The organism is Pseudomonas sp. PDNC002 (assembly GCF_016919445.1).
Taxonomy (GTDB): Bacteria; Pseudomonadota; Gammaproteobacteria; order Pseudomonadales; family Pseudomonadaceae; genus Pseudomonas.
On sequence record NZ_CP070356.1, the window covers coordinates 6,277,981 to 6,291,134 of the forward strand.

Here is a 13,154-nt window from a genome sequence, read left to right on the forward strand (position 1 = left end):
CCGACATCAGCCTTTGGCCGGTGCGTTGTCTTTCACGTCGACGGGGTCCGGCCCCATCTGCAGGTGCAGGCGCTCACCCGTGTAGGGGCTGTGGGCGCGCACCACGTCCATGTTCAGCTCGACGCCAAGGCCGGGCTCGCTGGACGGGATGATGTAGCCGTCTTCCCACTGCAGCGGCTTCTTGAGGATCTCGGCGTGGAAGCCGCCCCAGGTGCCGATGCTTTCCTGGATCAGGAAGTTCGGCGTGCAGGCCGCCAGCTGGAAGCTGGCCGCGGCGCCGATCGGGCCGTTGTAGAGGTGCGGGGCGATCTGCGCGTAGAAGGCCTCGGCCATGGAGGCGATCTTCTTGCCCTCCAGCAGGCCGCCGCAGCGCCCCACGTTCATCTGCAGGATCGACGCGCCGCCGGCCTGCAGCAGCTTGAAGAATTCGTACTTGGTGGTCAGGCGCTCGCCGGTGGCAATCGGGATGCTGGTCTTGGCGGCGACCTGGCCCATGGCGTCTTCCTGGCCCGGCGGGATCGGCTCTTCGAACCACAGCGGGTCGTACTTTTCCAGGCGCTTGGCCAGGCGGATGGCCGAGGACGGCACCATCTGCCCGTGGGTGCCGAACAGCAGGTCGCACTTGTTGCCCACCGCTTCGCGGATCTTGCGGCAGAAGGTCTCGCAGCGCTCCAGCACCTCCAGGGAAACCTGGTGGCCGGAGAAGGCGGTGTACGGGCCGGCCGGGTCGAATTTCACGGCGGTGAAGCCGAGCTTCATGTTCTCGATGGCGCATTCCGCGGCCAGGTCCGGGTCGGAGTAGTCGTACTCGCCCTGGGCGTTCACCGGGTACAGGTAGGTGTAGGAGCGCAGGCGCTCGTGGACCTTGCCGCCGAGCAGCTCGTACACCGGCTTGTTCGCCGCCTTGCCGATGATGTCCCAGCAGGCCATTTCCAGGCCGCTGACGATGCCCATCATGGTCAGGTCCGGACGCTGGGTGAAACCGCTCGAATAGGCGCGACGGAAGAAGCGCTCGATGTGGTGCGGGTCCTGGTTTTCCAGATAACGACCGAACACGTCTTCGATCGCCGGGACCATGACCTTGGGATGGAAGGTGGCGGCGTAGATCTCGCCGACGCCTTCGATGCCGCAATCGGTCCTGAGTTTGACGAACAGCCAGTACATGCCGCCGATATGCGGCGGCGGAACGGCTACTACATGGGTTTCGAGAGAGACGATCTTCATGCTTTCTTCGCTCGCTTCTGGATGCGCTTGTTCAGGATCAGGGTGGCGACCACGCCCAGCAGGCCCATCACCACGACGTAGGAGAAATAGATCTGGTAGCCGACGAAGCCGGGGAAGCGGTCGGTGATGTAGCCGTTGAGCAGCGGCAGATAGGCGTCCGGCGAGTAGCCGATAACCGAAATGATGCCGATGGCCAGGCCCGTGACGCGCATCGGGATTCGGCAGTCGTCCAGCACAGCCCAGTACAGGCCGCGGATGGCGTAGGTCATCAGGCCGATGAAGATCACCAGGAAGATCAGCACACCCAGCACATGCAGGCTCGGCAGTACGATCAGGCCGATCATGCCCAGCGCCGCGAAGAGCATCGCCACCGTCAGTACACCGGCCTTGGAGAAACGGTCGCCCAGCCAGCCGCCGCCGATGCCGCCCACCGGGCGCATCCACAGCTTGATGGTGGTGATCACCCCGGCGGCGGTGGCGGAGAGGCCGAAGCCGCCTTCCTGCAGGTAGGCCGAGAAGCTGTAGGTGGCCCAGAAGAAGTGGTAGCCGCAGAACACGATGGCGGTGACCAGCCACAGCTCCGGGATACGCAGCAGGGTCTTGAAGTCGTCCAGCAGGTTGCCCTTTTCTACGCTGGCTTCCCTGTGGTTCTTCTGCGGATCACGCACCAGCATCAGCGCGGCGCCCAGCACGATGCAGAAGATCGCGTACATGTGGATGACCAGTTGCAGGCCCTGCGCGTTCTTCTCGCCACGGGTCTCGGTGACATAGGCAAACAGGGCGATGGCGATGGTCGCCAGCAGCGCCTCGACCAGCCCGCGCCCGCCATCGAGCACACCGAAGAAGCGGCCCTGCTCGTCCTCGCCGGCGAGCATCTTCACCCGCTTGATCAGCGCGGCCCAGAAGGTCAGGCCGGTGGTGATGCCGAAGCCGCAGAAGATCACCAGCAGCGTATCGAAGCCCGGCAACGTGGAGTACCACATGCCCAGCGCGCCGGTGCCGATCAGCGAGAAGCTGATCAGGTAACGCGGCGACAGGCGATCCGCCAGCCAGCCGCTGGGCAGGTAGCTGAGCAGGAAGGCAGTGCCGAGGATCGAGTAGAGGTAGCCCAACTCGCTGTTATTGATCGCCAGCGCCTCGAGCATGGTGCTCTGGTACACCTGGCGCAGGTACAGCATGGGATAGATCGCCCCTGCCGCGAGCACGAGCAGGGCGAGCTGGATGTAACGTGTGAGGTTTGCGTTGCTGGGTGCGGCCACAGGCATGGCCTCTGCACTTATTGTTTTTTTCATCATGCATCTCGGCGCCGGCTCGGTCGCCGGCAACTGGTCGGAACAGCAGTGGGAAAGACGGGGTCCTGGCAGCGGGCCCCGGGTGGATCAGAATTTGAGGACCACAAGGCGCGTCTGGGTGAACTCGAGCATGCCGTGCTTGCCGTCGTCGCCGCCCAGGCCCGAGCGCTTCCAGCCGGCGTGGAAACCCTGGTAGGGGTCGGCCGGAGTGCGGTTGATGTAGATCTCGCCCGCCTCGATGTGGTTGGCCACCTTCATGGCGTTGCGGTAGTTCTCGGTGAACAGCACCGAGGACAGGCCGAACTGGTGGTCGTTGGCCATGGCCAGGGCATCGTCGAGGGTTTCGTAGGAGAGCACCGGCAGTACCGGGCCGAAGATTTCCTCCTGGACGATCTCCATGTCCTGGTGGCAACCGCTGAGCAGAGTCGCCGGGTAGAAGTGGCCGGCGCCTTCAGGCAGCACGCCGCCGCACTCCAGCACCGCGCCATCGGCCAGCGCGCGCTGCACCTTGGCGTGGACGTCCTGGCGGGCGCGGGCGTTCTGCATCGGCCCCATCCGGCTGGCGTCCTCGGCGCGATTGCCGATGCGCACGGCCGCCATCTTCTCGCGCAGCAGGGCAAGGAAGCGGTCATGCACGCTGGCCTGCACATAGACGCGTTCGATGGCGGTGCACAGCTGGCCGCAGTGGGTGGTCTTGGAACCGACGATGGCGGATGCGGCCTTCTCCAGGTCGGCGTCGGCTTCGATGATTGCCGGGGTCTTGCCGCCCAGTTCCAGGGAGGGCTTGGCGATGTTCGCCTTGCAGTAATCGAGCACGATGCGGCCGGCGCCGACGCTGCCGGTCAGGGTGATCAGGCCGATCTGCGGCTGCTGGCAGAGTACGCCGGCAACGTCGTGCTGCATGGTCAGCACATTCAGTACGCCGGCGGGCAGGCCGGCTTCTTCGGCGCAACGGGCGATCTCGAAAGCCGAGGTCGGGGTGTTGTTGCTCGGGCGCACGACCACGGTGTTGCCGGTGATCAGTGCCGGCGCGACCTTGCGCAGGAAGGTGTAGACCGGGTAGTTGAACGGGATCAGTGCCGCGACGACGCCAATCGGCTCGCGCTGCAGCAGGATGGTTTCGTCGGTGGAGTCGCTGGGGATCACTTCGCCTTCGATGCGACGCGCCCACTCGGCGTGGTAACGGGTGATCTGGCCAGCGTAGAAGGCTTCGCTGCTGGCATCGGCGAGGCTCTTGCCGGACTCGGCGGCCAGGGCGGCGCCGATGCGCTCGGCATTGCGCTCCAGCGCTTCGGCGAAACGGCGCAGATGTTCGCCACGCTCGATGGCCGGCAGGCGAGCCCAGTTGCGCTGGGCGCGGGCGGCGGCTTCGACGGCAGTGCGCACATCGGCTTCGGTGGCGGCCGGTACCTGGGCGACCTGCTGCTCGGTCGCCGGATCGAACACGTCGATATGGGCGGAGGAGGCGTCGACGAAGCGGCCGTCGATGAAGAGTCGATCTGTACGCATGGGCAGTTCCTGTCATTCAAGCAAAAGGGGCGAAGGCCCCACGGAACGACAAGATGCGAACGCGGACATGCAGGCGAACAGCCAGGAGCACGGCGCGGGCAGAGGGACTCTTGTCGTTATCGGTTGGCCGAAGTTTCAGCAGGCGCCGACAGGGCGACAAGCGATTAATAGCGCGGAGTAACATGCGAAAAACGCAGGTTACCGGGCGAGAAAAAGCGGCGACCTCTAGCCGGAAATCACCGCCATAATTTTCAGAAAAGGCTGACGATCGACGCCGGCCCCGCCAGGTTGCGCTCAGCCATCCAAACCTCCTGCTGCAGCCAGTCGTGGAAGCGCTGGACGTGGGCCGGCAGCTCCTGTTCCGGACGACTGACCCACCAGTAGGACTGGTGTCCCTGCACCTCGACGTCGAGCATCTGCACCAACTGCCCCGCCGCCAATTCTCGAGCGACCATCTGCCGGTCGGCGATGGTGATGCCCAGGCCATCCACGGCGGCGCGGATGGCCATGTCCAGCAGGTCGAATTCGTAGCCGCCGCGTAGGTCGATGCCCTGGACCTTGGCCGCGTCCAGCCAGTGCCGCCAAGTCAGGAAGCGCTGGTCGTCGCGCGCCAGCACATGCAGCAAGGTCATGTTGCGCAGATCGATGTCCTGCCCTTCACGCTGCGCCAGCAGACTCGGCGAACACACCGCGATATGCCGCTCGTGCATCAGCAGCGAACTGTCCAGGCCTTCCCATTCACCATTGCCGAACCGAATGGCGCAGTCCAGGGTGCTGCTCTGCGCCAGGCTGTCCTGCAGATTGGTCGTCAGGCTGACTTCCAGGTCGGGGTGCGCCTCACGCAGCCGCCCCAGGCGCGGCAGCAACCAGCGCAGGGCGAAGGTCGGCGGCGCGTTGACTCGCAGGCGATTGAGGTGATGGCGCTGCTGGATACCCCGCACGGTCAACTCGATGCGGTCGAACGACAACTGCAGCGCTCGTAGCAACACGCGCCCGGCTTCGGTCAATTCCAGATGATGATGCCGGCGGACCAGCAGGCTCTCGCCGAGCTGCTCCTCCAGTTGGCGCACCTGGCGGCTGACCGCGCTCTGCGTCACGTTGAGCAGCTCGGCCGCACGGGTAAAGCTGCCCGTGCTGCCGGCCACCTCGAAGGCTTTCAGCGCATTGAGCGCCGGAATCTTGCGTTTCACCCACTCTTCCCTGCCCGCCGGCCAAATCCGCGCGGACGCCGTTCGCCCGGTATCAGAAGTAATAGCCGACATTCGCGTACAGCTGGTTTTCCCAGTGGCCGGTACCACCTTCGGCCAGGCTCTGGGTGTAACTGCTGCCACCAATGTAGGGATCGTTGCGACCGTTCAGCCATTCCACGGCGATGTACGCCGCCTTGACCGAGAAGGAGGTGCCGAGGATGAAGCGCTGCGAAGTCTTGAAGTCGTCTGCGGATTTGTCGAAGGCGCTGTAGTTGCCATAGACCTTCACGCCGCTTACCCAGCCATCTAGGAAAGTTCCTGGAATGCTGTAGCTCAGGTCGCCGACATAGAGGTTACCGCGACTCGCGACGTTGAATGTACCGTCGTACCCACCGAATGTGACTACATCGTCGCTACCAGAATTCCTAGGCGACATCTGCTGGCGAGCCGCTTGCAATTGCACGCCCCAAGGGCCGTTCTGGCCGGCATAGTGAATCGCGTAGGCATTGCGCCGCCCGTTGTCGCCGGTGTCCTGGTTCTCCAGGCGCGAGGTCAGCGCCGAGAAGCCCACCTCGGATTTCCAGTCGCCCAGTTGCAACGAGCGCGCAAGACGCCCGACGACGATCTGCCGCTCCTTGTTGCGATTACCGTCGGCGACATAGCTGTCGGCATCGGTCACCACCGTGGAATACGTGGTGCCGTTGCTGGTGCCGTTGCCCGGCCACGCCGGACGCGCGTAGGCGCCAACCTGCAGGTTCCAGTCGCCCTGCTGCTGGATGTACTTCACGCCGACATCGTTCACGTCCTCGAGACCGACGACGTTGCCCAGGGTTTCATAGAAGGTGCTGCCAAACAGCGGCTGCAGGCCAAAGGGGATCTGGTTCAGGCCGACCTGGATCTGGTGGTCAGGATCGAAGCGGTAGCCGATCCAGGCGTATTCGGCGAAGTTCACGTCGCCGAAATGCTGGGTGTACTGGTAGGGATAGTCCTTGCCGTACCAGCGATAACGCGCCGCGCCGATCCAGCTGTCGGAGGTGTAGGTCACGCGCAGCATGGCGGTGTCGATGCCGATCTTCTCGATGTCGCGATCAGGGTCGTGATCGATGCGCGCACGCACGGCGCCGCCGATGTCGAGGTTGTCCGTCACCTGGACGGCGAAGGCGGCGGAACTGGCCGCGAGCAGGAAGGGAAACAGGAGACACGAAGGGCGGAACGGCAGGTGGAGTCTGGCCACGTTGGGAGAGCCTCGGTTGGTTTCTTGTCGTTATCGAATGAGCCTCTGCCGGTCTGCTCCGACCGGCTGGGCGCGCCGAAACTAGCCGCAGGCCAATCCCCCACACAAACGACAAAATCGCAGGTAAAACCCGAGAAAAACGCATATTCGGACGCCGCCGCCAGGGCTAGAATCGGCGAAAAAATCCGCGCCCAAAGGCGCTTCTCCGGATGGCCCAGCCATGCGTAACCTGCCGCCCCTGAACATGCTCCGCGTCTTCGAAGAAGTGGCCCGCCATCGCAGTTTCAATCGCGCGGCCGATGCACTGAACGTCACCCAGGGAGCCGTCAGCCGGCAGATAAAACAGCTGGAGGAATACCTCGGAATCAGCCTTTTCCTACGGACACCTCGTGGTCTCACCCTGACCGAAGCCGGCAGCGCCCTCGCCCCGCACCTGGGCGATGCCTTCGACCAGATGGAGCGCGCGCTGCAAGCCGTTCGCGTGCCGAACCTGCGCCAGCGCCTGCGTATCCTCGCACCGCCCACCTGGGGCACACGCTGGCTTTCACCGCGTCTGCGCGGATTCCTGCAGCGCTACCCGGACCTCAGCCTGAGCGTCACCAATAACCTCGAAGGCGATAGCGCCGGCGAGCTGGATTGCCGCGTCCGCTTCGGCCTCCAGCAGGCCGCGAACTGCCACAGCGAACTACTGGTGATGGAACGGCACATCGCCGTGGCCAGCCCGGAGCTGTTCGACGGCGAGCAGGCGCCGGACCTGAGTTCCTATCCGCTGCTGCACATCCTGCACGAGGGCAAGCGCCTGAAGGTCTGGGAAAACTGGTTGGAAGCGATGGGCCGGACGGATGTCGACGCCGGCAGCGGTATCGAGTTCAGCACACTGGACCAGGTGATCCACACCGCGCTGGCGGGTGGCGGATTGGCAGTGATCGACCGGCAGATGATCGAACGCGAACTGGCCGCCGGCAGCCTGCTGCCGATCACTCCCGTGGAGGTAATCGGTCCCTACGGCTACTGGCTGGATATCGCCACTGACAAGTGTGGGCTGTCGAAGGTGCAACGCTTTCAGGACTGGCTGAACCTGGTCAGCAATCCCTGATCCGATCTGTCCCGACAGAGCACCGAAGACCGGCGCGCAGCCCGAGCCGGGGCATGCGCCGAGGCGTCCTGTCGCCAGCGGCCCAGGGGACGGCACGCATCGAGATAACGTGCAGGAAATGTCCCAGATGACTCGCCGACTCTTCCCTTCCAACGGCCCTGACCGTTCGTCTGCCGCCACATCCTTTTACCCTCGACATACCGCGATTCGCCCACGAATCGACGGCCAAAAAGCAGATCAATATCGAGGAACTCATTGATGAAATCAGCAACATCCTGGATTGCCGCCCTCTTCGTCGCTTTTTCGCTCAGCGCCTGTGCGACGGTCGATGCAGGAAACGGCGGCCCCGGCGAAATGGAAATCCGCAGCGGCCGCATCGAGCAGATCACCCTGACACAGATGCAGACCAACCATGACAGCGGCGTAGGTGCGGTGCTGGGTGGCGTGGGCGGAGCGGTCCTGGGCAGCCTGGTGGGACATGGGACCGGGCGCGACGTCGCGATGGTCGCGGGCGCTCTGGGTGGCGCACTGGGCGGCAACTACGCCGAGAAGAAGAACTACGACCAACCCAAGGAAGCGCAGCAGATCATCGTCCGGATGAGGAGCGGCGTCCTGGTATCGGTTACCCAACCGATCAACCCCAGCCTGGCAATGGGCATGCCGGTGTTCATCGAAGGCAGCGGCAACGAAGCGCGGGTCGTTCCGCAGAACTGACAGGGAGTGGGCGCCTCTGCATGACCTGCGCAGAGGCGCCCGACTTCGCACCACTATCATCGATTGCCGATACGCCCCAGCAACTCGGTGCGCACTACGTCGATACAACGCGGAGCACGTATGGAGATCCGCACGGTCAGGCCCTTCAAGGGCTCGCGGGAGAGCGATGTGTAGACACCGTCCACCCGCACGGCCAATCCCTCGCCACGTACCGCTGCGAGGATTTCCTCATCACCCACTTCATCGCCGCAGATGAGTCGGATTTCCTCGCCCGGCCGGCGCGATAATATCAGTGCCATTTGCTTGTCTCCTGCGTGACAATCAGAGTCATGGTTGCGCTGTCGAGGCGGCGAGTGTGTCCGCCGTTGCCAGCTCCCCACCGACAGCCAGATACAGGCTGTTGAAGGCATTCAGCGACGCCAGTCTGCTGTTCACTTCCTGCAACTGCCCTTCGAAGAGTTTCTCTTCCGAGGTGGTGACCTCCAGATAGGTCGAGTACCCGCCCTCGTACAATCGCTGTGCCTGAACGGAATAGGTGCGCAAGGCCGTGATCTGCTGCTGCACCGCGGCGAGCTGCGCGGCCGATTCCCGCGTGCCGACCAGCGCATCGTTCACGTCCGCCAGCGCCGATTTCACCGCCCCCTGGTAGGCGAGCACCGACTGGCGGTACTGGGACTGCGCCTGCAGCACCTGCCCGGAAATGGCGCCTCCATCGAACAGGGTCTGGTTCAGGCCAAGTGCAAGATTCCATACCTTGGAGGCACTCTCGAATAGCTGGCTGCTTTCTCCCCGGCTGAATCCAATCATGCCGGACAGATTCAGCGCCGGCAGATAAAGCGCCTCGGCCGCGCCGACCAGCGCATTGCTGGCCACTACCGCCTGCTCCGCCTGCAACAGGTCCGGACGCCGCGACAGCAGGCTGGCCGGCAGGACCTCAGGCACGGCCGGCAAGCGCAAGGAAGCCAGGCGCTCGTGGCGCTCGATCGGCCCTGGCACCCGTCCGAGCAGCACCGACAGGGAGTTCTCCGCGGCGGCGATCTTCGCCCGTAACGGTGGGATCGTCGCCTGTGTGGCCCAATAGTCGTTCTGTGCCTGGCTGAGCTCGATCTGCCGGATCACACCCCGGTCATAGCGCTTCTGGAGGATGTCCAACGCCTCCTTGCGCGCCTGCGCCGTCTGCTGCGCGATGCTCAGTTGCTCATCCAGGGCCAGCAGGTTCAGGTAGCCCTCGCTGATCGAGCTGGCCAGGCTGAGCGCTACGCCTCGCTGAGCGTACTGCGCGCCCAGCATCTGTGCGCTCGCCGCCTCGCTCTGCCGGCGCAGGCGTCCCCACAAATCTATTTCCCAGCTTGCGTTCAACCCGGCCTGGTACTGGTTGGCGACGCCATCGAAGCCGGCCAGCGGCGTGCCGATGAACTGGTCGCTGCGCGCACGTTGGGCGCCCAGGCCCAGGCCCAATTGCGGGAACAGGCCGGCGCGAACGGTCTGCAGCTGCCCGCGGAATTGCTCGACGCGCTCGGCGGCCCGCTGCAGGTCGAGGTTGTTCTTCAGGCCTTCGTTCACCAGGGACGTCAGCGTCGATGAACCGAATTGCCCCCACCAGGGCCCCGCCACACCGGATGCGGTGTCAGGCAGATGAGCCCGGAAGGATGCCGGCAGGGTGACGTCCGGACGTTGATAGTCCGGCCCGATCATGCAACCGGAGACACTTGCGATGGCGACCACCAACAGCAGTTTTGTCGCGTTCATCAGTTCGCCTCCGGAGCAGCGTCGCTGGCGGAAGCCTTGCGCTTTTCGGATCGCTCGCCGAACCGCTCGACCAGATAGGAGAACAGCGGCACGAACAGAAGCGCCAGGCTGGTGGCGGCCACCATGCCACCGATGATCCCCGTACCGATGGAGTGACGGGAGTTGGCCCCCGCCCCGCTGGCAATGGCCAACGGAACCGCACCGAAGATGAACGCCAGGGACGTCATGATGATCGGACGCAAGCGCAGTTCGGCGGCCTTGAGCACCGCGTCCAGCGGGGCCAGGCCGGCCTTGCGCTGGAGGATGACGAACTCGACGATCAGGATCGCGTTCTTCGCCGCGAGGCCGACCAGGGTGACCAGGCCGATCTGGAAGTAGACGTCGTTCGGAATGCCCCGCGCCCAGATCGCCACCAGGGCACCGAAGATGCCGAATGGCACCGCGCTCAGTACCGTCAGCGGCAGTGACCAGGACTCGTACTGCGCCGCCAGGATCAGGAACACCATGACGATGCCGAAGATGAATACCAGCACCGTGGTATTGCCAGACTTGGTTTCCTCGTAGGCCTCGCCGCTCCACGCATAGCTATAGCCGGCAGGCAGCTCCTGCATGGCCAGCTCCTGCATCGCCTTGATCGCATCACCCGAGCTGTAGCCAGGGCTCGCATTGCCGGTGATCTTGGCGGCGGGGAAGTTGTTGAAGCGCGTGACCAGGCTCGGCCCGGAGGTGAATTCGGTGGTCACCAGCGCGGACAGGGGGATCATCTTGTTGTCCTTCTGCTTCACGTACAGGTAGCTCAGGTCGGTCGGCGAGCTGCGATATTGCGGCGCGCCCTGCAGGATCACCTGCCAGACACGGCTGCCCAGCACATACTGACTGACATAGGCGGAGCCGAACTGAGTCTGCAACGCGCCATAGACATCGGCCATGGGCACGCCCAGCGTCTCCGCCTTGGCGTTGTTCACGGCAATGCGCATCTGCCGGGTGGAGGCCTGGAAGGTGCTGATCAGCCCGGAAAGCTCCGGTCGCTTGGCCGCCGCACCGATCAGCTTCCAGGTGGCTGCCTGCAACTGCATCGGATCACCATCGCCACGGCTTTCGACCCAGAATTCGAAACCGCCCTGGGTGCCCAGGCCGGGAATGGACGGTGGATTGATGGGAATGACCCGCGCCTGAGGAATGCCCGCCAACCTGGGGTACAACGCACGGACCACGCCGTCGGCGGAAAGGGCGAAGCCCTTGCGCTGTTCGGAGGGCTTCAGGTTGACGAACACGGTGCCCATGTTGGTCTGGTTCTGGCCGTCGATGAAGCTGTAGCCGGAGATCGCCGAGGCGTCCTGCACGGCGGGGTGTTCCCGGAACAGCGCGGCCACTTGCTCGGTGGTGGCCTGGGTACGATCGAGACTGGAGGAGTCCGGCATCATCACCGCGACCAGCAGGTAGCCCTGGTCCTCCTCGGGAACGAAGCTGGTAGGGATGTGCGAGAACAGCGTCCAGATGCAGCCCAGCATCGCGACGAACAGCAGCAATGCCACCGCCACGCGCCGCACGATCACCGATACCAGGCTGACATAGCCGTGGGTCAGCTTGTCGAAAGCCTGGTTGAACCACTGGAAGCCTTTCCACGGAGCATGCTTGCCAGGCTTGAGGATCAACGAAGCCAGCGCCGGCGACAGGGACAGCGCGACGAAGCCGGAGATGGTCACGGAGCAGGCGATGGTCAGCGCGAACTGACGGTACAGCAGGCCGGTGGTACCGCTGACGAACGCGACGGGTATGAACACCGCACACAGCACCAGCACGATGGCGACGACCGGGCCGGTCACCTCCTCCATGGCGCGGATGGTTGCATCGCGGGGGCTGAGCTTGAACGACTCCATGTTGCGCTCGACGTTTTCCACCACCACGATGGCGTCATCCACCACGATGCCGATGGCCAGCACCAGGGCGAACAGCGTCAGCAGGTTGATGGAGAACCCCAGCGCCAGCAGCGCGCCGAAGGTGCCGGTGACGGCCACCACCACGGCGGCAACCGGAATCAGGGTACTGCGCACGCTCTGCAGGAAGATGAACACCACCAGCACCACCAGGACGATGGCGATGAACAGCGTTTGCTCCACTTCGTGGATGGACGAGCGAACGAACTCGGTGGTGTCCAGGGAGATCGCGTAACCGATGCCCTTGGGGAAGGTGCTGGACATCTCCGCCATGGCGGCACGCACATTCGTCGAGACCTCCAGGGCGTTGGAACCTGCCTGCTGGTAGACCGCGATCATGGTCGCCGTCTTGCCGTTGAGCGCGGAGCGCATGGTGTACTGGTTGAGGCCGATCTCGGCGCTGGCCACGTCACCCAGGCGAACGATGGCGGTGCCCGTGGAGTCGACGCGCAGAATGATCGACTCGAACTCCTTGGCCGTCTTCATGCGGCCGGGCGTCACCAGCGGATAGGTCAGCTCCATCCGGCCCTGGGACGGTGCCTGCCCGATGTTGCCGGCACCAAACTGCTGGTTCTGCTTGCTGACCGCGTTCTGTACGTCGGCGGCGGTGATGCCCAGCTCCGCCATCCTGTCGGGCTTGAGCCAGATGCGCAGGGCAAGGTCGGCATCGCCCATGATCTGCGCCTGGTTTGCCCCCTGGATACGCTTGATCGCATCCAGCACATAAAGGTTCGCGTAGTTGCCGACGTACTGCTGGTCGAAGCTATTGTCCGGCGAATAGATCGCCAGCAGCATGAGGAAACTGGAGGAGCGCTTCTGCACGTTCACCCCGTTCTGCTGCACCGACTGGGGCAGTTGCGCCAGCGCCTGGCTGACACGGTTCTGCACCTGCACCTGGGCGATGTCCGGGTCAGTGCCGATGTCGAAGTAGACGTTCAGTGTCATCTGCCCGGTCGGCGAACTGACCGACTGCATGTACAGCATGTTGTCGACGCCATTGACCTGCGTCTCGATGGGCGCCGCCACGGTGGACGCGATGGTCTGCGAGTCGGCGCCGGGGTAGGTTGCCGTCACGGTGATCTGGATCGGGGTGATGTCCGGATACTGCGCCACCGGCAACGCGAAGATGGAAACGCCGCCGGCGATGATGATGATCAGCGACAGCACCATGGCGAAGATCGGGCGCTCGATGCAAAAGCGGGAAAGCAT

The 13,154-nt window shown here is 64.2% G+C and carries 10 protein-coding genes; 2 read left to right on the plus strand and 8 right to left on the minus strand.

Annotated elements, in window-relative coordinates; translation table 11 throughout:
• Nucleotides 1–6: 6 nt before the first annotated feature.
• From JVX91_RS28445 to JVX91_RS28465, 5 genes are all read right to left on the minus strand, one after another.
• A complete protein-coding gene (locus JVX91_RS28445) occupies nt 7–1,224 on the minus strand; it encodes a mandelate racemase/muconate lactonizing enzyme family protein (protein ID WP_205337355.1) in 1,218 nt (405 codons plus the stop codon).
• Nucleotides 1,221–2,489 (minus strand): MFS transporter, encoded by a 1,269-nt coding sequence (locus JVX91_RS28450; RefSeq protein WP_240201676.1) that lies wholly within the window; start codon nt 2,487–2,489, stop codon nt 1,221–1,223. Before JVX91_RS28450 ends, JVX91_RS28445 begins: the two co-directional genes overlap by 4 nt.
• 114 nt (nt 2,490–2,603) lie before the next feature.
• Nucleotides 2,604–4,025, minus strand: a complete 1,422-nt coding sequence (gene aldA / locus JVX91_RS28455) for an aldehyde dehydrogenase (protein ID WP_205337357.1) — start codon at nt 4,023–4,025, stop codon at nt 2,604–2,606.
• 251 nt (nt 4,026–4,276) lie between these two features.
• Nucleotides 4,277–5,215: a LysR substrate-binding domain-containing protein gene (locus tag JVX91_RS28460; protein WP_205337358.1), complete on the minus strand. Its 939-nt coding sequence runs from the start codon at nt 5,213–5,215 to the stop codon at nt 4,277–4,279.
• A gap of 52 nt (nt 5,216–5,267) precedes the next feature.
• Nucleotides 5,268–6,434 (minus strand): hypothetical protein, encoded by a 1,167-nt coding sequence (locus JVX91_RS28465; protein ID WP_205340127.1) that lies wholly within the window; start codon nt 6,432–6,434, stop codon nt 5,268–5,270.
• A 235-nt stretch (nt 6,435–6,669) separates the two neighbouring features.
• On the opposite strand from JVX91_RS28465, the gene JVX91_RS28470 reads away from it, so the two are divergent.
• Nucleotides 6,670–7,545: a LysR family transcriptional regulator gene (locus JVX91_RS28470; RefSeq protein WP_205337359.1), complete on the plus strand. Its 876-nt coding sequence runs from the start codon at nt 6,670–6,672 to the stop codon at nt 7,543–7,545.
• 258 nt (nt 7,546–7,803) lie between these two features.
• Nucleotides 7,804–8,259: a glycine zipper 2TM domain-containing protein gene (locus JVX91_RS28475; protein WP_205337360.1), complete on the plus strand. Its 456-nt coding sequence runs from the start codon at nt 7,804–7,806 to the stop codon at nt 8,257–8,259.
• A 56-nt stretch (nt 8,260–8,315) separates the two neighbouring features.
• On the opposite strand, the gene JVX91_RS28480 is transcribed toward JVX91_RS28475, so the two are convergent.
• The 3 genes from JVX91_RS28480 to JVX91_RS28490 are packed head-to-tail and all read right to left on the minus strand — an operon-like array spanning nt 8,316 to nt 13,154.
• Nucleotides 8,316–8,558, minus strand: coding sequence for a hypothetical protein (locus JVX91_RS28480; protein ID WP_205337361.1), 243 nt, complete (start codon nt 8,556–8,558; stop codon nt 8,316–8,318).
• Between the two features lie 28 nt (nt 8,559–8,586).
• Nucleotides 8,587–10,008: an efflux transporter outer membrane subunit gene (locus JVX91_RS28485; protein WP_205337362.1), complete on the minus strand. Its 1,422-nt coding sequence runs from the start codon at nt 10,006–10,008 to the stop codon at nt 8,587–8,589.
• Nucleotides 10,008–13,154 (minus strand): multidrug efflux RND transporter permease subunit, encoded by a 3,147-nt coding sequence (locus tag JVX91_RS28490; protein ID WP_205337363.1) that lies wholly within the window; start codon nt 13,152–13,154, stop codon nt 10,008–10,010. Before JVX91_RS28490 ends, JVX91_RS28485 begins: the two co-directional genes overlap by 1 nt.

Excerpts from the sequence above, each read along its gene's own strand:
- JVX91_RS28445 (WP_205337355.1), bottom strand. The coding sequence starts at position 1,224 with ATGAAGATCGTCTCTCTCGAAACCCATGTAGTAGCCGTTCCGCCGCCG.
- JVX91_RS28450 (WP_240201676.1), bottom strand. The coding sequence starts at position 2,489 with ATGCCTGTGGCCGCACCCAGCAACGCAAACCTCACACGTTACATCCAG.
- aldA (WP_205337357.1), bottom strand. The coding sequence starts at position 4,025 with ATGCGTACAGATCGACTCTTCATCGACGGCCGCTTCGTCGACGCCTCC.
- JVX91_RS28470 (WP_205337359.1), top strand. The coding sequence starts at position 6,670 with ATGCGTAACCTGCCGCCCCTGAACATGCTCCGCGTCTTCGAAGAAGTG.
- JVX91_RS28475 (WP_205337360.1), top strand. The coding sequence starts at position 7,804 with ATGAAATCAGCAACATCCTGGATTGCCGCCCTCTTCGTCGCTTTTTCG.
- JVX91_RS28480 (WP_205337361.1), bottom strand. The coding sequence starts at position 8,558 with ATGGCACTGATATTATCGCGCCGGCCGGGCGAGGAAATCCGACTCATC.
- JVX91_RS28485 (WP_205337362.1), bottom strand. The coding sequence starts at position 10,008 with ATGAACGCGACAAAACTGCTGTTGGTGGTCGCCATCGCAAGTGTCTCC.
- JVX91_RS28490 (WP_205337363.1), bottom strand. The coding sequence starts at position 13,154 with ATGCTTTCCCGCTTTTGCATCGAGCGCCCGATCTTCGCCATGGTGCTG.